The organism is Proteiniphilum sp. (assembly GCF_040307845.1).
Lineage (GTDB): Bacteria > Bacteroidota > Bacteroidia > Bacteroidales > Dysgonomonadaceae > Proteiniphilum.
On sequence record NZ_JAWRIS010000009.1, the window covers coordinates 1 to 23,054 of the forward strand.

Below are 23,054 nucleotides of genomic sequence, written 5' to 3' on the forward strand. Positions count from 1 at the left end.
GTCATTCTATTATCAGTTTTATACCGTCGGCCAAGACGAAAACCGAAATTACATAAAAACCCCTGTCAAGTATTAAACCTGACAGGGGCATTTTTATTTTGGCGGAAAGGGTCAATGATAAAATGGTCAAGAGGGTCAACGGCGACTGGCGAACGGGGTCACTGCGCTATGGATTTTCCATTATTACCATCAACACCTCTTTTCTCAATATTCAAATGTGTTTTTATATATGCTGTTTTTGATTTCTGTGAAATCCTGATATAAACAGGAGCGAACCCATCCTTTATTCCTTTCTGATACACGCTTCAAGTGTTGCCATGTTTGTAATTTATTTGTAATTTTTTAGTGCAAATATAGCATATTTCGGGTCAAATATCATGTACAAAACACGTTTTTGGGAATAAAAAAAGGTAGTTGAAATTACTCTCAACTACCTGAAATATACTGCTGATACGTGTTGTAGCGAGAGGGGGGCATGATCCCCCGACCTCATGATTATGAATCATGCGCTCTAACCAACTGAGCTATCTCGCCATCAAGCCTTTATCTTGAGATTTCCCACTAAAAACAGATCATATCACCAGATAATATCATTGATCTGTTCTCAAAATGGGGAAATTACCTCTGTAATTCGAGGTGCAAAAGTAGTATAACTTTTTGAATCCTGCAACAGCAAAGTGGTAAAAATCGGTTTAAAATTGTAATTTTGTAGACCAAATGTCTTGAATCTTGATTCTTGAATCTTGGTTCTTTACTCTTTATTCTTTATTCTTTATTCTTTACAAACTGACAGATAATAATGATCGATATGATCTATCCCGATAACTTCGAACAGAAAATAGAATTTCAGAAAGTACGCCAACTTCTTTCGGAACGATGCCTGAGCCCTCTCGGAAGGGAAAAAGTGGAGGAGATGGGTTTCCTGACTTCCTATGATGAAATAGAACCTCTTCTTTTTCACACCGAGGAGTTTGTTCGCATCAGGGAGGAAGAGGACTCATTCCCCGCCGATCATTTTTATGATATGCGCCCTGTACTGAGACGTATTCGCATAGAAGGGTCATGGATAGACCAGAACGCGTTATTTGAACTGCGACGCTCACTGCAGACTATCAACGGAGTAGTGGCATTCCTACGGCGCGATGAAGAGAAAACGCCCAAATATCCGTATCTGCTGGCATTGGCGGGAGAAGTGTTGACCTTTCCGGAAATCACCAAAAGGATAGACGGCATACTGGATGGTTTCGGGCAGGTAAAAGACCATGCGTCACCACGCTTGTCGGAAATACGTCGCGAACTTACTTCCACTGTGAACGGCATCTCCAGAAGCCTGAATGCCATCCTACGAAAAGCACAGGCCGAAGGGTATGTGGATAAGGATGTATCGCCGAGTATGCGCGACGGACGGCTGGTGATTCCGGTAAACCCTTCCCACAAACGGAAGATCAAAGGGATCGTACACGATGAGTCGGCTTCGGGTAAAACAGTCTTTATTGAGCCGTCGGAAGTGGTGGAAGCCAATAACCGTATCCGTGAGCTGGAAGCAGATGAACGGCGGGAGATCATCAGAATACTGGCCGATTTCACTAATTGGCTACGGCCATTCCTGTCTGACCTGCTGGAATCATACGAATTTCTGGCAAAGATCGATTTTATCCAGGCAAAGGCGGCTTTCGCCACGCTGGTAGGAGGAATCAAGCCTCCCATCGACAACACTCCGCAAATCGATTGGGTGGAAGCGGTGCATCCGTTACTTTACTTGGCCTTAAAGAAACAGAACCGGAAGATCGTCCCGCTCGATATTACCCTGGAAGGGGATAACAGGATTCTGGTGATCTCCGGCCCCAACGCCGGTGGAAAATCGGTCTGCCTGAAAACAGTGGGACTATTGCAATACATGGTACAATGCGGATTGCTGATCCCTTTGAAAGAGAACTCCAAAGTGGGAGTTTTCAACGATATCTTTATCGATATTGGCGATGAGCAATCCATAGAAAATGATCTTTCTACCTACAGCTCTCATTTGATACACATGAAGTTTTTCGAGAAACATTGCAATAGCAAATCACTGTTGTTGATCGATGAATTCGGGAGCGGTACCGAACCCCGGATAGGAGCCGCCATTGCCGAAGCATTACTCGACAGGTTCAACCGGCGACAGTCGTTCGGCGTGATCACCACCCACTACCAGAACCTGAAACATTTCGCCAATGAGAACAGAGGGGTAGTAAACGGCGCCATGCTTTACGACCGCCATGAGATGCAGCCGCTCTTCCGCCTCGCTATTGGTAATCCGGGCAGTTCGTTCGCCGTGGAGATCGCCCGTAAGACCGGTATTCCGGAAGAGGTAATTACCCATGCGTCGGAGATCGTAGGTAAAGATTATATCGATATGGATAAATACCTCCAGGATATATCGCGTGACAAGCGGTACTGGGAACGGAAACGGGATGAGATACGCCGCGAGAGGAAACGGTTGGAAGAGATCACTTCGAAGTATGAGACCGATCTGGAGGCTATCAATAAGCAGAAGAAAGAAATACTGGCACAGGCGCGGGAGCAGGCGGAACGGTTGTTGGCGGAAAGCAATGCCCGTATTGAAAATACAATCCGTGAGATCCGTGAGGCCGGGGCAGATAAGGAAAAAACAAAACAAATCCGGAAGTCACTTCAGGAATTCAAAGAGAAGATAGAGCCGACGGATATTGCAGAAACAAATAAACGAAAAATACAGAACCGCAGGTATAAGGTAAACAACGATGACGTCTCGAAGCAAGCCAAGCCGCTTGCAGCCGGCGATACAGTCCGATTGATAGGCCAAAACTCACCGGGTGAGATCATGGAGGTCTCCGGAAAGAAAGCGGTCGTCGCCTTCGGGATGATCAAATCCACCGTCGACCTTACTAAATTGGAACGGGTGAGTGGCAATCAGATAAAAAAAGAGGCGAAATCCTCCAACACCCGTGACCTGTTATACGAGAGAAAACTTAATTTCAAGCAGGATATCGATGTACGGGGCATGCGCGGCGACGAAGCATTACAGGCGGTGATGTATTTCGTGGATGACGCCATCCAGTTGGGAGTGCAGCGGGTGCGGATCCTTCACGGTACCGGTACGGGAGCACTGCGGCAGGTTATCAGGGAATATCTGGGAAGTGTGAACGGTGTAGCTCGTTTTCAGGACGAACATGTGCAGTTCGGAGGTGCCGGCATCACTGTGGTCGATTTGGGATAAAACAAACCGGTAACCCCTTCGATATTCAATTTTATTTATCTTTAAACAAGGTGGGATGCGCTTCGGAAATCTTTTGAGAGTAAACTCTCATGATTTCTCTCAGCTTTCACTATCTTTGCGCGAAAAATTAATTTTCGCCCAATTCAATGGAGAACAACAAGCAACTCAGCCCCGCTTATAAGACCATCGTCGGGGTTCAATTCCTTTTTGTGGCATTTGGTGCCACGGTACTGGTTCCGTTATTAGTAGGACTTGATCCTTCCACAGCACTGTTTACCGCAGGTATGGGGACACTGATCTTTCATTTGGTTACGAAAGGCATGGTCCCTATTTTTTTGGGCAGTAGTTTTGCTTTCATTGCGCCCATCATAAAGGCTACAGAATTATATGGTCTGGCGGGAACGCTCTCCGGTCTGGTGGCCGTCGGTCTTGTCTATTTCCTGATGAGCGCATTGGTAAAATGGCAGGGGATAAGAGTGATCGAACATCTTTTCCCGCCGGTAGTCATTGGCCCTGTGATTATGCTGATCGGCTTATCGCTGGCCGGTACAGGTGTGAATATGGCACAGGAAGATTGGCTGTTGGCCATCATAGCACTGGTAACAGCCATAGTCGTAAGCATGTTTGCCAAAGGGTTATTACAACTGATTCCAATCTTCAGTGGAATTATCGTAGGCTATATAGCTGCGATGCTGATGGGGAAGATCGATTTTTCCGGTATTGCCGCAGCGCCATGGATAGGATTACCTGAATTTGTAAAACCGGAATTCTCCTGGGGAGCTATCCTCTTTATGATCCCGGTAGCCATTGCACCTATAATCGAGCATGTAGGCGATGTATATGCCGTAAGTCAGGTAGCCGATAAGGATTTTGTAAGAAAGCCGGGATTACACCGTACTATGCTGGGTGACGGTATCGCCTGCTGTATGTCGGGATTTATCGGGGGGCCTCCGGTGACCACCTATTCTGAGGTGACGGGCGCCATGATCCTCACCAAAGTGACCGATCCCGCCGTTATCCGTATTGCTGCCGTCACCGGTATTGTCTTTTCGTTAGTGGCAAAAGTAAGTGCCTTTCTGAAATCGATACCGGGTTCCGTACTCGGAGGGATCATGTTGCTTCTCTTCGGTATGATCGCGGCCACGGGAATAAACAATATGATCCGGAACAAAACCGACATGAGCAACACCCGCAACCTGATCATCGTATCACTGATCCTCACCACAGGGATCGGCGGCGCCGTGTTGCAGGTGGGTAATATCAGCATGACCGGGATCGGCCTGTCAGCCCTTATAGGGGTGATTTTAAACCTGATCCTGCCAAAGACGAAAGAGAAAATTAAAAATAGAGAGACCGGTGAGTGAAGCTCTAAATTTATCCTTACAATCGCTACTCCCATCCAACTACATTGAACTTCAACTCGGAGAGCATATCGTCAAAGTTTCGATATGATAGTCCAATAGCCCTACCGTCAACAGGCACATCCGCAGCGCCATTCGGATATTTGCCGGGATCGGTAGGTGCTCCGGCTTCAGAACACCAATATAGCACAAAATTGCGATTGGAATCTATAAATGCAGTTGGACGGTATTGTTGCACAGCATCAATTATCGGCTTTGAGAACATTTTAAATGTGAACCCGTCTGTCGATTCTGCCAGATAAACACCGTTAACGCCGTTAGAATTATAATTATTACCGGAACATATTGCGTAATAAAAACCAGTTGTATCATCGCGAAAAACATCAAAATGCCACGGTTCTATATCCCGTTTTCCTGTTAACGTCGCCTTTTTTGTGTATACAAAATCACCTGAACCCTCCAATATTGTACCTTCCATAATCCATATACCCCAGCATACTCCCGTGTTTGTAATATAATTTCTCGGATATATTCCTGCACTTCCCGACAAGCAATATACCCTCAATTTATTGGGTGACACCCGGAGTAATGCCGGGCTTAAAAACTCAGGCTTGCCGGTTAATACTCCATCGCCTGTTCTCCATAAAAAATCAGTATACCGCGCTCCTCTTGGCGTCCAACTTTGTCCATCTATTGATTTCTGTGAATAGGTTGCGAACGAATTGGTATTTTCCCGGCTTATCAGCCATAATGTGTTATTATCAAAGAACAGATCCGGATCGCTGTTGACCGTTGCATTGTCAGGTACGGGAGTAATTGGATTCTGAACCCTTGTATATATTCCGTTAGCTGTCCCATTAATAGGATGAAATATCCTGGGAGGGTTACCCTCCAGGTCTGCATCTCCGTAATATATACACGCATTCTCAAACACTCCTACTGATTTAGGGTATGGAGTTGTCGCCAACCAATATTCATGTCCGTTCCACCCACCCGGGATATAGACTATCGACGGATGAGTTTGAGACTGGCCATAATCAGCTATTTGCTCAGGCAGGAAATCAAAGATTCCATCTTTATGGTTATTTATAGGTGGAACCGGAACGCTACACCAGAACATATCATTTTCATTAAATATTGACATCTCTTTTTTCATATTATGTATCATATTAAATTTAACAACCTTTTATTTCCATTTTTATCAAATATAAATGGTGCATCGTTTTCATCATATAAAACAATGCATCCACGCTTCACTCCATCAATATATAAGTAGGGTGACCAACCTTTTAAGATCTCGAGCAATGCAGGAGGGTCATCTCTGAATACCGCGTTCTCAACATCCGTACTCAGGCACGTACCAACTTGGGGTATATTGTAATTAGGCAACAACTCAAGAAGATGCGATGTGATTTCACCTGCCTGCACTTTATCGAATTGAAACTCGTTATTGTAATTGGCAATCTTATAGATATAGGAAAATATACTGTTAAATATGGCATCCGACATTTCTCCTGATTTCAATAAATCCGAAGCTGAATCCTGGAAGCCTGTATCATCGGTTATCTGCGCTCCATCTTTATAAAACACAATCATAGGTTGTCGCATTTCAACGCCCAGTGTATTTTCGATAGAGAAGTCGGTTACGCCCTCAATATCATATCGAACTTCCAAGTGTTTTGGATAGGCAACCGTTTGTATTTGGGTTGTATACTCCACCCACAACCAATCTTCTGCAAATGGCAATGCCACAGTTTGTAGATTTATATTATCGATATGCCCCTCGTCAATATACCTGTCAGCTATTCTAAATATTAAACTTCCGGGCAAATTCCCGGTTGTTGGTTTTTTTACCCTCACATAACAACCATATTTCACCCAGTCTCCTGTACTATACTGTACAAATGCTTCTTTATTGAGCTTTAAAAACACACGAGCAACATAACCTGGCGATGTTCTGTAAGAGAAAGCGACATTGGCATCATCCTGTATATTTTCCTCTTTTATCCCGAATGTGGCTTCACCACTCAACACTGCATTCTCCGAGTTATTCAACCACGATTCGATATTTCTGAATCGTGGGTCTGATATTGTGTTTCGTGAAAGTTTCAGCAGATTATACAAGTTTATATCCCTCGGAACTAAATGGGCTTTAATAGATGGGTTGGCATCTACTATATAACAGTTATCGGATAGTATATATTCATTTTCTGTCATATTATTGAAGTCCGTGTTTTCAGGGAACAGGCCCCAATCTAACAGAATAAAACCTTTCCGAATACCATTTAATGGGTATAACCTGAATCCGCTGGATGGTTTTTCCAAAAGTTGGAGAGAGGAAATCATGACTAGCGGAGATTGCTGGTATAGCTTGATAACCCATTTTCCTGAAATATTACTCTGAAATACGGAGAATACTATAGGTGTTTCCGGTATTCCCCCATCAAGGTATAATTCCCTTACACTTAAATTTATTAATCTTTTTCTACCTAAACTATCATCGCCATTATCCCGGTAAACAGACCTGTTTAATCCAATCAGATAATCTATATCATCTTCGGATTTCTTCGTAGCGATAAAACCGGGAATACCCTTTTCCTGGAATACAGAATCTTTTAATCGGTATTGAGGTGCCCACATTTCTGTATATGACCCTTCTTCAATATCTTCCCATTTGACGGCGATGTTTATGATTTCCCCTCCCGAGGATATTCCTCTATATTGATTTATATACCCGTTTGATGGATTGGTTTCAAATTCGAACCTATATACCTCAATTACAGTTTCTTCATTATCTTTTCTAAAAACAGAAATGTCCCATATCCTGGCTGTCCCCTGTTCTTGATTAATACCTACGGAAGCAACGGTGTACGTCCATCCCAGCTTTGCATGTAAAATCTGAATTTCCTTTATGCCTAATAGTTTTGGAATATTGTCACCATCTGCCGTTTCATGATAGATGCTTTGCCATAAATTTATATCTGCCATAATTTTATTCTTTAAATGGTTTATATTGTTGCTAATAGATATTTATCCACGATCCTCTGCATTGGAGGTTCTGGATAGTGTCAAATTAATTTATAAAAAAAGTCTCATTATTATGATTGTATTGTAGATCTCTCTTTCTCCTTTATAACCGAATTTCTCGCATAATTTATAAGAACCGGTATTTGTTTTATGCAATTTAGCATACACAGATTTTAGTTTTTGAGATCTGGCATATTCAATCAAATATTGCATCATTTGTGAACCTATCCCTTTACCCCAATATTTTTTCACACCTATATAATACCATACTTCACCGTCAGTATCGGTGATATTTTTGATGCCAAAGGCACCTATTGGTTTTTCATTCCACCATACAGAACGTATATAATAATTACTCTTATCGGGTAGACTTAGAAACCATGTTTGCTGGGACTCTCTGTCAAAATCAGGGGTGAGGGTTAGTTCCTTTATTTCCGGATCATTCAACCATTTCCACGACTTATCCAATACTTCCTGTGAATATTTCCTAAATGAAACATGATTATTTTTTTTATGTGTCATATTTGCATCTTTTTTCTTTTAAATGGTGGAAATTTCAAGTAAGTGCCCGAACGCCAAATCCATTCAAACGGACCAAACAAAAATCGTTTCATCCAATATTTACTAATTATAATCTGTAGTGCGTAAATTATCAAACCCAAGGTAAATAGTTCAGTAACACCCTTATTCCCAAAGAAATCTCCAACCCCCCAAGCTGAAAAAAGAATCGCTCCGATTATATTTTGCATCTCATAATTGGTGAGCCCCATACGGCCATAAGGAGTAAGCAGATCAAGGTATTTCCTGACACCTCCCATCTGGTAAAGAATTACAAAACCCACCACCAATACTCCTGCCATGCCAATGGTGTTGAGATTCCTGAAAAAAGAGACCGCAAAATAGATAAGAGGAACATCCTTTCCTTCTATCATTAATTTGAATAAACCGATATCCTCTCCCGGACTTATTACCTTTATTATAATTAAAGCAAAAAGTGAAATCAGGAGGAACAGTGCTAACAAAATAAAACTTCTTTTTTTTCTGATATGTGCTTGTTCAAAAAAGCGAAGTCTACCCACCATAAATCCTATGATAAACAATGACAGGATCAAATATCCGTTACCACTATATACAAATTGATGTTTTAGCTTATCAAAAGTCTTAACCGTTAGATTTTCTTTGGCTGTTTCCAGAAATGTTTTGGATTCAAAAGCATTCATTCCACCGTATTGTTCCTCCGTAGTATTGACATCTTTCATATCAGATTGTTCGATCAGAGACAGAGGAATATCTTCGGTTGATTGTTCAGTTGTGACTTTGTCGAAACCAATAATGAACAGGTTTGGAATTCCTAATAGCAACAAGGATATAATGAGTATCAAAGCCCAATTTCTCAACGGGTACAGGAATACCAGAATCACTCCAAAAACGGCATAAATTGTAAGTATATCCACATAAGTAAAACTTGTTCCAATCATGCCGATCACAAAAAGCAGTAACATTCGCCACAAGAAACGCCCACGAAAATCAATTCCTTTTTTGGCTGCTCTTTCCATCTGGATGTAGAAACTAAGGCCAAAAAGGAAAGAGAAGATACTCAGAAATTTTCCCCTGATAAATATACCGGAGAACCACTGTATGAGCTTATCCAATTCAGGAACGGGAGAGTTCACCGTTATGTTACCATCAAAATATCCGAACCGATCTAACATATGTATAAGAAGTACTCCCAGCAATGCAAATCCTCTTAGCGCATCGATAACGGTAATCCTTTCCAGGGAGACCGGACCTATTTTACTTTCTTCATTCATATTCTTCGGATCATCTATTCATTTTCTTCCTGATCTGCAAGATACCATTGATACATCATACGTATACCTTCTTCAAGTTCTACCTTATATTCCCACCCCAACGACTTGAGTTTAGAGACGTCAGTTAATTTTCTCATTGTTCCGTCGGGCTTCATCGGATTAAATTTAATTCTCCCACTATATCCTACAATTTCAGCAGTAAGATATGCCAAATCCCTTATACTAATTTCCTTACCTGTTCCTACATTGATATGGCAATTACGAATATCTTCTTTGTCGCCTCTCAGATCACTGAAGTTTACATTCTCCATAATAAAGACACATGCATCGGCCATGTCCTCGCTCCAGAGAAATTCTCTCATCGGTTTACCAGTTCCCCACAACTCAAGATGATTTGAATATATCCCAATCTTATTTAGTGTAAAAATAAAATCGTCAATCGTACTCTGTCCATCTATCCCATCCAGGGATCTTTTCCTCAAATCTTTCTGTATACCACTCCAATTATTTTCTTTCATACACTTGGCAAGATGCATCTTACGAATCAAAGCTGGGAGTACATGACTTTTCTCCAGATCGAAATTGTCATTGGGTCCATATAAATTCGTGGGCATTACCGCAATATAGTTTGTACCATATTGTATATTAAAACTTTCGCACATTTTGAGTCCTGCGATCTTGGCGATCGCATAAGGCTCATTGGTATATTCAAGCGGCGATGTCAACAGAATCTCTTCAGCTATCGGTTGTGGTGCATCTTTGGGGTAAATACAACTACTTCCGAGGAACAACAGTTTTCGGACATTATGCCGGAAACTCTCCCCTATCACATTATTTTGTATCTGGAGATTACGATAGATGAAATCCGCCCGATATATATTATTGGCGACAATTCCCCCTACGTAAGCTGCTGCCAAAATCACATATTCCGGGCTCTCTTCGTCGAAGAAATCTTTCACGGCATCACCATCCATTAAATCCAACTCAGAATGAGTGCAGCCAACTAGATTGGTATATCCTTTGGAAAGCAGATTTTTCCAGATGGCAGAACCGACCAGGCCATTGTGTCCGGCAATATAGATTTTACTATCCTTATTCATTGTCAATCGCATCCTTTACTTTTAATTTTTTTACAAATTTCATATCGTGCCGGACCATCAATCTGACCAATTCTTCAAACGAGGTTTTACGAGGATTCCAACCCAACAAAGTTTTCGCTTTTGTGGGATCTCCCAAAAGCAGTTCCACTTCAGCCGGGCGGAAATATTTGGGATCTACTTCTATCAACACTTTTCCGGTAGCGATGTCAATTCCTTTTTCATCCACCCCTTCGCCTTCCCAACGGAGAGTAATGCCGGCTTCTGCAAATGCATAAGTACAAAATTCACGGACGGTATGCATCTCTCCTGTAGCCACCACAAAATCTTCTGGTGTATCGTGTTGAAGCATCAACCACATACATTCCACATAATCTTTAGCATAACCCCAATCCCTCAATGAATTTAGATTTCCGAGATAGAGCTTATCCTGTATCCCTTGTGCTATACGGGCTACGGCAATGGTTATTTTCCTTGTTACAAAGGTTTCTCCCCTACGTTCACTCTCATGATTAAAAAGAATTCCATTCACGGCAAACATATTGTAAGACTCCCTATAGTTTTTCGTGATCCAGAATCCGTATAATTTGGCCACACCATACGGGCTGCGGGGATAGAAAGGAGTTGTCTCCTTTTGCGGTATTTCCTGTACCAATCCGTAGAGTTCTGATGTAGATGCCTGGTATATTTTTGTTTTCTTTTCCAGACCGAGAATACGGACAGCCTCCAACAGACGAAGTGTACCTACTGCATCGGTCTCAGCGGTATATTCAGGAACATCGAAACTTACTTTCACATGGCTTTGTGCCGCAAGATTATAAATTTCATCAGGCTGCGTGGTCTGTATAATACGGATCAGGGAGCTGGAATCTGTCATATCCGCATAATGAAGTTTAACCAGCCTGTCTCTATGCATATCCCTTACCCATTCATCGAAATAGAGATGCTCTATACGTGCTGTGTTGAATGAAGAAGAACGACGTAATATTCCGTGCACTTCATACCCTTTTTCTATCAACAATTCGGCCAGGAATGATCCATCCTGTCCCGTAATACCTGAAATCAATGCTACTTTTGTCATATTATTCCAAATTTTAAATTTTTCATTATTCACTTTCATTTTCTATCCTGCATTTTCATACGCTTTATTGCCGAACAGTGTCAGGAAAATAATCTTGATATCCCAGAAGAAATTCCATTTTTCCAAGTACCCCATGTCATATTCTACCCTTTTCTCCATTTTCCAAAGTTCATCTGTCAACCCTCTGAATCCGTTGACCTGTGCCCAACCGGTTATACCGGGTTTGACGAAATGACGGACTTTGTAGTGCTTGATCAGTTCTGAATACTGTTGGGTATGTTTTAACATATGAGGGCGAGGTCCCACTACCGACATATTACCTAGAAATACATTGATGAATTGCGGGAATTCATCAATGTTAGTTTTTCGAAGAAAGCTACCAATGGTCGTGATCCTTGTATCGTTTACTTGAGCCTGTTTACTATCAGACTCATTATTTACAGTCATTGTCCTGAATTTATAGCAATAAAAAGTTTTATTGTTAATTCCTGTTCTTTGTTGCTTGAAAAAAACAGGGCCTTTTGAATTTATTTTTATCAAAAGGGCTATAATGGGAAACAGCCAACTGAATATACATAAGATGACAACACCCGAGAAGAGAATATCAAAAATACGTTTTTCTGTACGTAATGTCAAACTATCCAATGGTATTTCCTGGGGATTGAACATTTCAAAATAACGTGCCGACTCTTTTTTCTTGCCTATCAAATTAAGGTTATTCCAATATCCTTTCATAAGAATGTATCTTACCCGTACCCCGGTTTCATTACATTTGAGAAGTAATTTCTGGGTATTTTCTTTTGTAAAATAAGTAGGATCGGTCACAAAGAGCATATTCAATCTATATTTTTCCGACAAGGATGGTAACTCATCCAATTTACCCAATGTCGCAAAATCCGATTGAAGTCCTGTATTCGAAAGATATCCAGCCAATTTAAATCCCAATGATGGGTTATCATTGAGCACTTTTCCCAATACCAGATCAGAGTTTCCCATTCCCAGAATAGCGACACGATGATGTGCATATCCCTTTTCATACCTAAACTGTTGAAGCTTGTAAATAAAATAAAAAACAACGACTTTCAGCACATAGAAAAAACCGGTATATTCTAACAGAAAACCCTTATTATATCCTTTCGGCAGAAAAAACTCTGCCAGAAGGAAGAGTGTCGGAAGAAGGATAAGAAACCGTATACTGAATGTTTTCACTCTTTCGGTATAACTATTTGTAAAATAGTAATTTTGTTTTGAGTAGATGATATATGCCAGTAGTTCGGAGATATTGGCATGTAGAATATAAAGGTTCCTTTGCGGCAGATCCACATAGTCAAACATGGGACTATTGTAATATACCATATATAATGATATATTTAGTAGCAATAGATCAAAAAGAAGATAGACAAATCTTATGCCCGGATGTTCTGTATTCATATGCTGTGATTATAAAAAAATGAAATTTAATTTTAAAAAAAAGACTTCAAGAATCAATCAATGGAAAGAATTATTCTTTCAATGATTTACTTTAAACAAAACTTTTATCAACTCATCTCTTTAAGGAGCCCAGGTAAAAGTATAACGTAATGAAGTGATACAATTATGAAGCTCTTTGAAGCGTATCAGACCTACATTCGGTTCCCCCTCAAAACTAGATGTTCCTAAATCGATATAATCAACCTCCATATTCTTATAATGGTAAAAACAATGCTTGTACATCAAATTCATAATGCCCAAGTTTCTCTTTTCTAAATCATCACCCATAAAGATACCCTGTACAATCTTTTCATGTCCCCGATAAAAGACTCCAACCCCTAAAACATTATCTTCAGTATTTTTCACGCAGAAGAAATCTACGGGTACAATCCAATTCATAGCCAACAGGTCGTCCAACGTCATGTGTATTTTGCGACCTTGTTCCTCACGGTTCCGGAGAATCACCTTGTATCCTTCTTCCATTGATTCCCTATCATTCACCATTGACCAAGTAAGACCATGCTTCACTGCTTTTCGACAATTTTGTTCCACCACATACTTGGCCCATTTGCCATCAAAATTTTTCAGATCGACCCAATTGCAGATATCCGGTGTAACCATGGTAAATCCCAGTTTGACAAATGCATTCACCAGCTTTGCATTCATATTGGCTTGATACAGATCGGGAGGCAAAGTAATCGATAGTCCCTTCAATCCTTCTCTCCGTATATACTCTTTAAGATCGGTCAGAAAATTGGATATAGTATAATAAAACTGATATTCGTGCGAATAATGGAATCCCCCGAACGGTGCCGAGAAAGGCGACTTAAGTACACCATCCTTTATTCCCGCGATCAATCCCATAGAAGAATCGTCCTCTTTCATCAACCTGACTACTCTGTCGCATTTGTTTTCTACAACATCGATAAATGCTTCCGATATAAACATATGCGGATCGGTAGTAAAACGTCTTCTGTACTCTTTTTTTGATACTTCTACAAGCATTGGATTCTATTTATTAATAACTTCCTGTAATATACGCAACAATCTTTGTTCAAAAATTGAAAGTGTATAGTTCTTCTCATATTTTATTCTCCCATTCACTCCCATCTGTTTACGCAGAGCCGGGTTGGAAAGTAAAAACTCAAGCTTTTCCACCAATGCATCCACATCATTAGGAGGAAATAAAAGACCTGTATTCCCCACATCCACTATATCAGGGATTCCCCCTTCATAAGTAGAAATCACAGGAAGGCTATGTTGCATGGCCTCTAAAACCACCAATGGAAAACAATCTCTTTGTGATGGTAACACGAAAACATCAGATTGTTCAAAGGAAATCTCTTTCTGTTGTCCATAACGCTTCCCAAGATATCTCACCTGGTCAATCAGTCCTTTTTCCACCACGTATGCATTGAATTGCTTTTCATTGATATCTCCCTCTCCTCCAACAAAATCACATTGAAAAGAATAAGCCTTATTCTTTAAGATAGAACAAGCCTCCAACAAGACAAATACTCCTTTTTCTTTCATAAGATTCGACAAAAAGAGAATACTGAAAGGCCTGTTTTCCGGTAAGGTAACCAATGCTGCACTTGGCTGATAATCCTTAATACCGTTCGCACAATAGTAAACACGATCTTCCGGCACATATGGCTCTATATCGTAATAAAGATGCCTTGAAAGCAAGATTACATATCTATTTTTAAAGACAAACCGATAAAGAAGATTATTTATCTTGTTCTCTTTCTCCTGCTCTATACCCTTATTATGAATATGATACACTGTTTTTACGCCAAAAATCTGTAACAGTCCGACCAACACTACATCCTTATAAAATCCAGAACCAGTAGTTGTTAATGCATAATAACAAAGATCCGGCTTACGATGCAATAATTTTCCAAGTAAATTAAACCAGATCATTATCACACGTCCCATTTTTTTCAGGCTCATTTTACCACTCTCATGCACCTTATTCGAGAGGATCAGGTTGATATACCTTCCACGAAACGAATTGTGGATGAGTCTGCTCTCTTTCACCAATTCCCCAACAATGGCAGAACCATGAACCGGGGGAGGTAGATGTAGCATAAAAAGAATATCCTTAGGCGTTGATTTCATATTATATTGTTATGTATTGATAAATTTTAATCCTGACTCAGTTTCCCCCATTCTTTTATGAATTTTGATCTAAAGTCTTCAATTAATGGACATCTTTTATCCAGACAAACATCTTCTACTACCGGTTCCAACTCATCTATAAACTGCTGAAATTTCTCCTCTGTATCTATGTTATCCGAGGGATTAACTATCACTCCATTTCCTGGATGAATAAGGCTGGAAGCTCCTGCATATTGTGAACATAATACCTTAAGTCCAAAAATTAAAGCCTCGTTGACAACAGCTCCAAATGGTTCAAATAAACTGGGCAAAACAAATCCTGATGAAGAAGCATACCATGCATAAAGGGCATCTGCCTCAAATTTTCCAGGAAAAAAAACTTTCTCGTCCAAATTATTTTCACTTACAAACGTTGACAATTTCGCCTTTTCACTTCCTTCACCGACCAATATAAGTATGACATCGTCTCTGTTTGACAGTACCGGAGCAATAGTTTCAATAAACGGGGCCAATCCTTTTTCGGGAATAAATCGTCCTACAAATAACACCACTCTTTTTCCTTTCAAATGATAAGTAAGGATATTGACATGTGCGAGTGATTCTATTTTGTTTCTATTTTTTCTTAAACGTTCAGATAATTGTAATATAGGAGATACGATTACCTGACTATTTGTGAGCATAAATGTGTTTCTATAAAAAGAAGCCACCTCTTCTGACAATACCACCAGAAAGTTGAGATACCTGATTGAGGAATCTCTTGCGATTCTACGGGCTTTCGACTGGACATTGACACATATAGCGGGATTATCATCGATAAAGGTCCCCAATTTTTGCCTGATCAAACCTGCTGATTTTAGCAAAATCAAGTATTGCGTTGTGAATGAATACTCATATCCGAGAATAATATCCGGTTTTACCTGTTTTATTTTACGATACATCCCGAAACGAAAAAAACGCTCTTTATATTGGGGGCCATTCAGAAGATAAGATATCTTAAATCGACACTCTTTTCTCAAATTCTCTTGATCATAAGAAAAATTGCTCACCTGTTCACGTAAAAATACCACCTCTAAATCATACAATTCATTCAGTGAATTAAACTGGTCGATCCTATATGGAGCCAATACAGGGTGAAAAATAAGCATTTTCTGTTTACTCATATTATTTATTTGCATCATAAAACAGCTCAATTAATTTTTGAAACGATTCCATATAAAAGGGAAGAATGTCTTTGTCCACAACATTACAAACGAGTAGGGCAGGAACATCGGAAAATGTTTTCGGATATAATATAAATATTCATCATAGGCCAATCCCTTAGGACTTTTCAAATAAGCGATCCTCTCTTTCAAAGAATAGCGGGTATCTCTCCAGTTTTTCCCATGATCGTCTGCACATACACCTCCCACTTTCGGCGCAAGAAAAACAGGAAATCCTTTTTTATTTGCCTGTAAGGAATAATCATAATCTGCAGTACCATGAGTGAAGCGATTATCGAATATTCCAATCTCATTTACCACCTCTTTACTGACCCATAATATATTGGCATTGGTAATATCACACCTCTGCGGTTGTTCCTTTGGTTCAATCATTTGGATCCTGACCAATAACTTGTTGTCTTTTATACGTGATCCACCATACGTGATTTTATCATCTTCTTCGTTTATAGTCGCACTTGAATAAATACCGGTCTTGCCAATCTCCTCAAGTGAATAAGTTTCTGTTGCTAATAGATATTGAAAAAAATCGGGATATAATACCACATCGTCATTAATCAACAAATAGGCATCATAAGATTTTTTCTGAATTGCCGTTTTCCAAGCCAGGCGCATCCCTCCTGCCCAGAATAGACTACCATCCCCTTCTATTACCCGCACCTGTGGAAATAGTACTTTTATAGAATCACCCGTTCCATCTGTTGATCCATCGTTGGTGAGATAAATATCGAGGAGATATTCAGAGGGGATACTTGCCTGGAACAAAGAGGAAAGACAAGCAATTGTTTTAGCTTTCCTGTTGTGGCACGTTAGCAATACTGCGATATTCCTTGTTTTCATACTTATTCTGTTTTAATAGATATTGCTGTAATCGAATATACCTTATATCGAATATGCCTCTTACCCAAATGAGTACCTCCTTATTGGTCATCTTTCTGAATGAATAAGAAAAACAGATACCCAATGTAACCATCAACATAAAATAGTTAAGAGAAAAATTATTCACATCTTCAATCCAGGCATAAAGCCATCGAAAGGCAATGAAAACGCCCACAATTTTCATATAAATATTATTTGACTTATTCACGGCAAGATAGGAGGCCTGAAAAAAAATCAGAAAATAGAATATGATCCCCACGACACCAGTCCAGGTAAAAACATTGGCTAACCCAATTTCATTTTCTAATCGTTCATACCTGCCTGTCATTTCAAACATTTCTCCACCAAAATAATCAGAATCATTACCCCTTGCAGGAGTTCTTCCCAACAACCAGTAATTATGATTTATCGCTGATTCCAATACCTCAACATAAAGAAATGTCCTTGTATCTGCCGCCAAGCTCTCTTCCATTAGATTTCCCTCGGTATCCATTACCACATTTTTGTAATCACTATTGAAATATTCATCCATCTTAAACACGTTAAATATATTGGTGATCCCCAATACAAAAAACAGTACCGGAATAATAAATAGAGAAAGACGAACACCTTCGATCCATTTTACCGAAATTATATTTCTCAGGAAGTAGATGGCAAGAAGCAGAAATGGCACTCCAAATTTTATGACGCTACTTCGTGCACCTAAATCTACAACTAAGACGAATAGAGATATAAGTAGTAGAAATATTCTCTGACGCATAGAAAAGGCAGGGAAAAACAGGAGTAGTATACTTATCGGCATCAGATAAAAACCAAAAGCATCGGTTCTGATAATCAATGCAAATACAATAAATAAGGGTAAGGCATATTTTATAAAAAATGAGAACAAAGATTGGACAATCATCTTATTGGTTGCAGAAAAAATAACAATCGGTAATAACAACGCCATTGCATTGTTTATTAGACCTTTCCAATCCCAGTAAATTTCTGCAACAAACATTCCCCTTATGACACATATAAGATTCCATAGCAAATAAAGCCATATAATAAGCATATTATCCTCATTTCTTTTGTCAAAGAAATAAAATCTCGAAAGAAAAAATACCAGTAAAATTAAAAAGGATAAACTCCACCATACTGTTGTATTATTCAAAGTGTCAACCAGCGGTATTCCCTTTTTTAAATAAGGTAATACCGAATAAATAGCTATCAGTAAAATACTTATGGGAATTACATGGCTGACGATCCGTTTATTTTCATTAACTTTATTCATATTTCTATTCAATTATGTTGAAATATATATGTTACATATTGCTGTATCCTTAATGAAATTTTATTGTTTTATTACTAATATGATTTTATCCCATTTGCTTTTAAATACCAGTAAAACAGGCTGAATTTACTCAAAAGAGCAGTTCCTTTTCGCCCATTAAAACCTTTGTACTTAAATCTTAACCAACTTTCATAATGAACAGATAAATCAATGGGGTTGAATGGATTCAGATGGGGTTTCCTATATTTTCGAAATACCTGAAAGCTTTCTTTCTCCCTGATCTCATTCATCAACGGATTTCTTGAAATACCATTCTGATGTACTCTGTATGCCACGGTGGGAGTTCTCATATAATATAATTTAATATTGTTCTGTAACACCCTGATCAATGTGGTTGTATCCTCATAGATCCTGAACTCTTCATCGAAATAATTTATTTTTTCTAACACACTCCTTCGATAGAAAAAAGTAGGAGTATTCAAAAAAGCCGGCCAGCGACTATAGTCTTTCAATTGTTTTTTTACCGATGGTAAACCGGAGAAAAAAATTAAAGCTTCATTGGTTGTGTTATTGCTGAGCAATGCTCCTTTTTCATCTATTTCCTGTAAATCTGAAATAATAAACGAAGCATCAGGAAACTGCTTTGCATACATAAGATTATCAACAATAGCATTCTTCAGGAGTGTATCATCACCGGCTATTATTTTCACCCACTCTCCGTTTACTGTCCGTAGTCCCCTATTGCAGTTGGAAGAAATGCCTGTATTTTGCGCTACAGTAATTAATTTTGTCGAAGGAAAACAATCCTTATTCTTCACTAACCAGTCCGCACAAACCTGCACGGTATTATCTGTAGAAGCGTCATCGGTTATGATCAATTCTATATTCTTCCAGGTTTGAGCCTTAATGCTATCCAGCGCATCAATTACATATCGACCACTATTATAAGTAACAAGGATCACTGAGACCAATGGAGTGTCTGTTAGAGTCATAAATAATCATTTTTTTATAAATTTCTGTATATTATTTTTTAAAATCTCTTTTACACCTATTCTTCGCTCTAATTCCTTATATGCATACCACACCGAAACCGCAATAAGTAATATCCCCGGCAAATAGGCATAAGGCCGGTTTATGATATTTACCACGATAAAACTAAGTATTGCCAACAGAAACTGAACAGAAAAAATAAGTATGAAAGAAGAATTGAAAGAAAAACTATATTTCATTTTTGCTATTATATATACCTGTATGAGATAAACCAGATAGGATAATAAGAAAGAAATTCCCAGTCCGGTCAATCCCCCCCAATAATACCCCAGGATATTAAAAATCAGGGTATATATACTTGCGGATAGTTCATTCCAAAAGAACAGCTTGCCTGCTCCTTTTGCCAAAAACACAAATGCGATAGCCCAACTTACAGCTTTAAAGAAAATGCCCATCACAGCCCAATAAACCATGCCCGTGATTACTAAAAACCGGGTAGAATATAAAAGCATCACAGCCCAGTTCACGAAAACCATAAAGAATATCAGGATAGGAGCAAGAACAAGCAATGCTATTTCCGATTGCTGGTTAATATTTTCCCTGCATTTCCCATTATCCGCAGCTATCAGTGAGAGTCGAGGATAATAATCGGTACTCATCGCAGTGAAAATCATTCCCACGTAAGTGTTGACAATAGTAAATCCTGCATTATAGAAACCTACATCCGCCACATCTCCTGTGCGATTGATAAAAATACGAAGCAAATAAGCCGTAATCATGGTTATCAGACCGCTCAGGCTTATCATAAAACCCATCATCATCATGCCTTTCCCCTCACTTACAAGAGTAGAGCGGGAAATTGTCACTTTTTCGGTTTTAATATTCCTCGCAAAATACCAAGAAAAAAACAGTGTAATAAATGCAGTGATAATAATAACAGGCACAATTCCACGAACCCCAAATTTGTAATAAAGGGGAATCGTGACAATCAGTCCTATGAAACTACCATACACATTGGCTTTTGCTAAATGCTGTAAACGCCGTAGCCCCTGTAATAATACCATTTCTCCGGTATTTAATTGATTAAATAATAAAGTAATGGATATCCACACAAAAGCGAGTGTATACTCTCTATTTCCAAAAGTAAACTCACTCAACCAGGGAGAAAAGAGTAATGTCAACAAGGCTCCTAATAGCCCTGTGGTCCATACTAAACGACGTAAAACGGAGATAACTGTAGAAATACGATCTTTATCTCCGGTAGCATTGGCCTCAGATATATTTTTCACGGCACTCGTACCAAGACCGAAATTGGTAAGTCCACTTACCAAACCTGTTGTAGAGGTAAGTAATCCAACAATACCCATACCGGCTGGTCCCAATAGGATCGCTACAAATTTGGAGCGTACCACCGAGATCAATATCTGAAAAACTTGTACCCCACCAAAAAGTGAGGTCGCTTTCATTATTTGCAGGTATGAATCTTTTTGTTCTTTCATTTCTGTTTATTTCAAAATTTCAACGAAAAGTATTGACAGTTTCTACGATCGTTTCTATTTCTTCATCTGTAATTACAGGACTGATAGGGAGACTTAACACCTCGGCATGTATCTTTTCCGTGACCGGAAACGAAAGATGGCTCCAAGCCCTGTATGCTTCTTGTTTGTAAGGGGGAATCGGATAATGGATCAATGTTTGCACCCCTTTCTCCTGCAAGAAGTACTGTAACTCATCACGTTTCTTCGTTCGAATCACAAATAAATGTGCCACATAAGCATCCCAATCCGTTATCATTGGCAAAATAATATCAGGATGCGTAATATGTTTCAAATAAGAGGCAGCTATTTCTCTTCTACGGGCCGTTTCATTATTCAAATAAGGCAATTTCACACTTAATACGGCAGCTTGTAACTCATCCAAACGACTATTATATCCTTGATAATCGAATTTATACTTTACGGACGATCCATAATTCGCAAGGGTTCTCACTACGTTAGACAGCACCCTATCATTTGTGGTAACAGCTCCTCCATCTCCCAAAGCTCCCAGATTCTTACCGGGATAAAAACTATGACCAGCAGCATCTCCTAGCGCCCCCGTCATTATACCATTGAATTTACATCCATGTGCCTGTGCATTGTCCTCTATCAGTTTCAGCCCATATTGCTTACAGATATTACCAATTTTATCGGTATATGCACATTGTCCATATAGATGGACAATCATGATCCCTTTAGTTCTTGCTGTAATCACTGCTTCAATCTTCTGCTCATCTATCTGGTAGGTGTTGATATTTGGTTCCACCAAAACCGGGACCAGCCCATTGTCGGAAACAGCAAGAATGGACGCAATATAGGTATTGGCGGGAACAATGATCTCGTCTCCGGGTTGCATCGCCCCCATCTCTATGTATGCCCTTAGTATGATCCGCAAGGCATCCAATCCATTGGCAACACCCACACAGTAATCAGTACCTGTATAAGCGGCATAGCTCTTCTCAAACCGCTCCACCTCTTCTCCTAACAGATACCATCCCGCATCAATTACACGGCCAACGGCTTCATGAATTTCAGATGAATGCTGCAGGGTTATTTTTTGTATATCAAGAAACTTTATCATTTTCCCTTTTTATAACTAAAAAATTGATTGTAATCTCTTATATAATCACCCTCATCATAGGGATGTGAGGTCAATACCAAACATACTGCTCCCGATGAAAAACCTATTTCTCCAGCCCAGATGCCCGGTGGAATGTGCAGCCCAAAATAGGGGCGGTTCAATGTAACTATCCTCTTAGACTTACCATCATCCAACACAATATCGAAAGCTCCACTTACCGCCACCATGAATTGATGACACTCTTTATGTGCATGTGCTCCCCTATCCTCACCTCCTGGTATATCATAGAGATAAAACACGCGTTTGACATCAAACGGGATTGATTTCCTGTTCTCAATGACGCTGATATTTCCTTTCTCGTGTTGATGCTTTTCTATTTCAATAATAGAGCAATCGTAGATAGTGAGATTATTCATACTCCAATCTCTTTAAAGTAGTTATAGTCATAAATGTAATCCGAGAAATCGTAGTTTGTGGACGCCAGCACCAAAGCAACGGAATTTGTAGAAAAATTCTGCATCTGTCGCCATACTCCCTGAGGGACATACAACCCATAATAGGAACGATTCAGGGAAAATAGCTTTTTTGATTTTCCATCATCTAACAGTACTTCGAAACTGCCTGACAAAGCCACAATAAATTCCTGGTTGTGCATATAGGCATGCCCATTCCTCACCTCTCCGCCGGGTACATCATAGACCCAGTAGGTACGTTCAATCTTAAACGGTATATGGTTTCCTCCCTCGATAACAGATAGATTACCTCTTCTGTCGAAGTGCTTGGGAAGTTGTATGATTTCCGCTTGGATAATTTCTGCTTCTCTGACTTCCATTTTACTGTGATTCTAAATATGTTAAAACATTATGCCTTGAG

Annotated in this window: 19 protein-coding genes and 1 tRNA gene; 2 read left to right on the plus strand and 18 right to left on the minus strand. The window is 39.6% G+C overall.

The window, feature by feature from the left end:
- Positions 1-460 precede the first annotated feature (460 nt).
- Positions 461-534: transfer RNA gene (locus ABV001_RS01720), tRNA-Met, on the minus strand.
- 274 nt (positions 535-808) lie between these two features.
- Here ABV001_RS01720 and ABV001_RS01725 point away from each other — a divergent pair.
- Together ABV001_RS01725 and ABV001_RS01730 are read left to right on the plus strand one after the other, a co-directional pair.
- A complete protein-coding gene (locus ABV001_RS01725) occupies positions 809-3,235 on the plus strand; it encodes an endonuclease MutS2 (RefSeq protein WP_352421282.1) in 2,427 nt (808 codons plus the stop codon).
- A gap of 146 nt (positions 3,236-3,381) precedes the next feature.
- A complete protein-coding gene (locus tag ABV001_RS01730; protein ID WP_352421216.1) occupies positions 3,382-4,599 on the plus strand; it encodes a uracil-xanthine permease family protein in 1,218 nt (405 codons plus the stop codon).
- Positions 4,600-4,624: 25 nt separating this feature from the next.
- Here the strand turns inward: ABV001_RS01730 and ABV001_RS01735 are convergent, their stop codons facing one another.
- The 17 genes from ABV001_RS01735 to ABV001_RS01815 all read right to left on the minus strand — a co-directional run bounded on the left by ABV001_RS01735 (position 4,625) and on the right by ABV001_RS01815 (position 23,013).
- Positions 4,625-5,740, minus strand: a complete 1,116-nt coding sequence (locus ABV001_RS01735; RefSeq protein ID WP_352421217.1) for a hypothetical protein — start codon at positions 5,738-5,740, stop codon at positions 4,625-4,627.
- A gap of 20 nt (positions 5,741-5,760) precedes the next feature.
- Positions 5,761-7,584: a hypothetical protein gene (locus ABV001_RS01740; RefSeq protein ID WP_352421218.1), complete on the minus strand. Its 1,824-nt coding sequence runs from the start codon at positions 7,582-7,584 to the stop codon at positions 5,761-5,763.
- A gap of 90 nt (positions 7,585-7,674) precedes the next feature.
- Complete coding sequence (locus tag ABV001_RS01745) at positions 7,675-8,145, minus strand: GNAT family N-acetyltransferase (protein ID WP_352421219.1); 471 nt, start codon at positions 8,143-8,145, stop codon at positions 7,675-7,677.
- Positions 8,142-9,434, minus strand: coding sequence for a DUF418 domain-containing protein (locus tag ABV001_RS01750; protein WP_352421220.1), 1,293 nt, complete (start codon positions 9,432-9,434; stop codon positions 8,142-8,144). The genes ABV001_RS01745 and ABV001_RS01750 overlap by 4 nt, the downstream gene beginning before the upstream one ends.
- 14 nt (positions 9,435-9,448) lie before the next feature.
- A complete protein-coding gene (locus tag ABV001_RS01755; protein ID WP_352421221.1) occupies positions 9,449-10,534 on the minus strand; it encodes a GDP-L-fucose synthase family protein in 1,086 nt (361 codons plus the stop codon).
- Complete coding sequence (gene gmd / locus ABV001_RS01760; RefSeq protein ID WP_352421222.1) at positions 10,527-11,612, minus strand: GDP-mannose 4,6-dehydratase; 1,086 nt, start codon at positions 11,610-11,612, stop codon at positions 10,527-10,529. Before gmd ends, ABV001_RS01755 begins: the two co-directional genes overlap by 8 nt.
- Positions 11,613-11,654: 42 nt before the next feature.
- Positions 11,655-13,043 (minus strand): exopolysaccharide biosynthesis polyprenyl glycosylphosphotransferase, encoded by a 1,389-nt coding sequence (locus ABV001_RS01765; protein ID WP_352421223.1) that lies wholly within the window; start codon positions 13,041-13,043, stop codon positions 11,655-11,657.
- A 120-nt stretch (positions 13,044-13,163) separates the two neighbouring features.
- Positions 13,164-14,087 carry a hypothetical protein gene (locus ABV001_RS01770; RefSeq protein ID WP_352421224.1) on the minus strand — a complete coding sequence of 308 codons (924 nt, stop codon included), beginning with the start codon at positions 14,085-14,087 and terminating at the stop codon, positions 13,164-13,166.
- A gap of 6 nt (positions 14,088-14,093) precedes the next feature.
- Complete coding sequence (locus tag ABV001_RS01775) at positions 14,094-15,035, minus strand: glycosyltransferase family 4 protein (RefSeq protein WP_352421225.1); 942 nt, start codon at positions 15,033-15,035, stop codon at positions 14,094-14,096.
- A 194-nt stretch (positions 15,036-15,229) separates the two neighbouring features.
- A complete protein-coding gene (locus tag ABV001_RS01780) occupies positions 15,230-16,363 on the minus strand; it encodes a glycosyltransferase (RefSeq protein ID WP_352421226.1) in 1,134 nt (377 codons plus the stop codon).
- Positions 16,364-16,393: 30 nt separating this feature from the next.
- Positions 16,394-17,260, minus strand: a complete 867-nt coding sequence (locus tag ABV001_RS01785) for a glycosyltransferase family 2 protein (protein ID WP_352421227.1) — start codon at positions 17,258-17,260, stop codon at positions 16,394-16,396.
- On the minus strand, positions 17,208-18,572 hold the full coding sequence (locus ABV001_RS01790; protein WP_352421228.1) for a hypothetical protein: 1,365 nt from the start codon (positions 18,570-18,572) through the stop codon (positions 17,208-17,210). Before ABV001_RS01790 ends, ABV001_RS01785 begins: the two co-directional genes overlap by 53 nt.
- A gap of 74 nt (positions 18,573-18,646) precedes the next feature.
- Entirely contained in the window at positions 18,647-19,564 is a 918-nt protein-coding gene (locus ABV001_RS01795; protein WP_352421229.1) for a glycosyltransferase, read from the minus strand.
- A gap of 6 nt (positions 19,565-19,570) precedes the next feature.
- Positions 19,571-21,061, minus strand: a complete 1,491-nt coding sequence (locus ABV001_RS01800; protein WP_352421230.1) for an O-antigen translocase — start codon at positions 21,059-21,061, stop codon at positions 19,571-19,573.
- Between the two features lie 19 nt (positions 21,062-21,080).
- On the minus strand, positions 21,081-22,181 hold the full coding sequence (locus ABV001_RS01805) for a DegT/DnrJ/EryC1/StrS family aminotransferase (RefSeq protein ID WP_352421231.1): 1,101 nt from the start codon (positions 22,179-22,181) through the stop codon (positions 21,081-21,083).
- Entirely contained in the window at positions 22,178-22,597 is a 420-nt protein-coding gene (locus tag ABV001_RS01810; RefSeq protein WP_352421232.1) for a sugar 3,4-ketoisomerase, read from the minus strand. The genes ABV001_RS01805 and ABV001_RS01810 overlap by 4 nt, the downstream gene beginning before the upstream one ends.
- Positions 22,594-23,013, minus strand: coding sequence for a sugar 3,4-ketoisomerase (locus tag ABV001_RS01815; protein ID WP_352421233.1), 420 nt, complete (start codon positions 23,011-23,013; stop codon positions 22,594-22,596). The genes ABV001_RS01810 and ABV001_RS01815 overlap by 4 nt, the downstream gene beginning before the upstream one ends.
- Between the last annotated feature and the right edge of the window lie 41 nt (positions 23,014-23,054).

Coding starts and splice junctions, on each gene's coding strand:
- ABV001_RS01725 (WP_352421282.1), top strand. CDS start 809: ATGATCTATCCCGATAACTTCGAACAGAAAATAGAATTTCAGAAAGTA.
- ABV001_RS01730 (WP_352421216.1), top strand. CDS start 3,382: ATGGAGAACAACAAGCAACTCAGCCCCGCTTATAAGACCATCGTCGGG.
- ABV001_RS01735 (WP_352421217.1), bottom strand. CDS start 5,740: ATGTCAATATTTAATGAAAATGATATGTTCTGGTGTAGCGTTCCGGTT.
- ABV001_RS01740 (WP_352421218.1), bottom strand. CDS start 7,584: ATGGCAGATATAAATTTATGGCAAAGCATCTATCATGAAACGGCAGAT.
- ABV001_RS01745 (WP_352421219.1), bottom strand. CDS start 8,145: ATGACACATAAAAAAAATAATCATGTTTCATTTAGGAAATATTCACAG.
- ABV001_RS01750 (WP_352421220.1), bottom strand. CDS start 9,434: ATGAATGAAGAAAGTAAAATAGGTCCGGTCTCCCTGGAAAGGATTACC.
- ABV001_RS01755 (WP_352421221.1), bottom strand. CDS start 10,534: ATGAATAAGGATAGTAAAATCTATATTGCCGGACACAATGGCCTGGTC.
- gmd (WP_352421222.1), bottom strand. CDS start 11,612: ATGACAAAAGTAGCATTGATTTCAGGTATTACGGGACAGGATGGATCA.
- ABV001_RS01765 (WP_352421223.1), bottom strand. CDS start 13,043: ATGAATACAGAACATCCGGGCATAAGATTTGTCTATCTTCTTTTTGAT.
- ABV001_RS01770 (WP_352421224.1), bottom strand. CDS start 14,087: ATGCTTGTAGAAGTATCAAAAAAAGAGTACAGAAGACGTTTTACTACC.
- ABV001_RS01775 (WP_352421225.1), bottom strand. CDS start 15,035: ATGAGCCTGAAAAAAATGGGACGTGTGATAATGATCTGGTTTAATTTA.
- ABV001_RS01780 (WP_352421226.1), bottom strand. CDS start 16,363: ATGAGTAAACAGAAAATGCTTATTTTTCACCCTGTATTGGCTCCATAT.
- ABV001_RS01785 (WP_352421227.1), bottom strand. CDS start 17,260: ATGAAAACAAGGAATATCGCAGTATTGCTAACGTGCCACAACAGGAAA.
- ABV001_RS01790 (WP_352421228.1), bottom strand. CDS start 18,572: ATGAATAAAGTTAATGAAAATAAACGGATCGTCAGCCATGTAATTCCC.
- ABV001_RS01795 (WP_352421229.1), bottom strand. CDS start 19,564: ATGACTCTAACAGACACTCCATTGGTCTCAGTGATCCTTGTTACTTAT.
- ABV001_RS01800 (WP_352421230.1), bottom strand. CDS start 21,061: ATGAAAGAACAAAAAGATTCATACCTGCAAATAATGAAAGCGACCTCA.
- ABV001_RS01805 (WP_352421231.1), bottom strand. CDS start 22,181: ATGATAAAGTTTCTTGATATACAAAAAATAACCCTGCAGCATTCATCT.
- ABV001_RS01810 (WP_352421232.1), bottom strand. CDS start 22,597: ATGAATAATCTCACTATCTACGATTGCTCTATTATTGAAATAGAAAAG.
- ABV001_RS01815 (WP_352421233.1), bottom strand. CDS start 23,013: ATGGAAGTCAGAGAAGCAGAAATTATCCAAGCGGAAATCATACAACTT.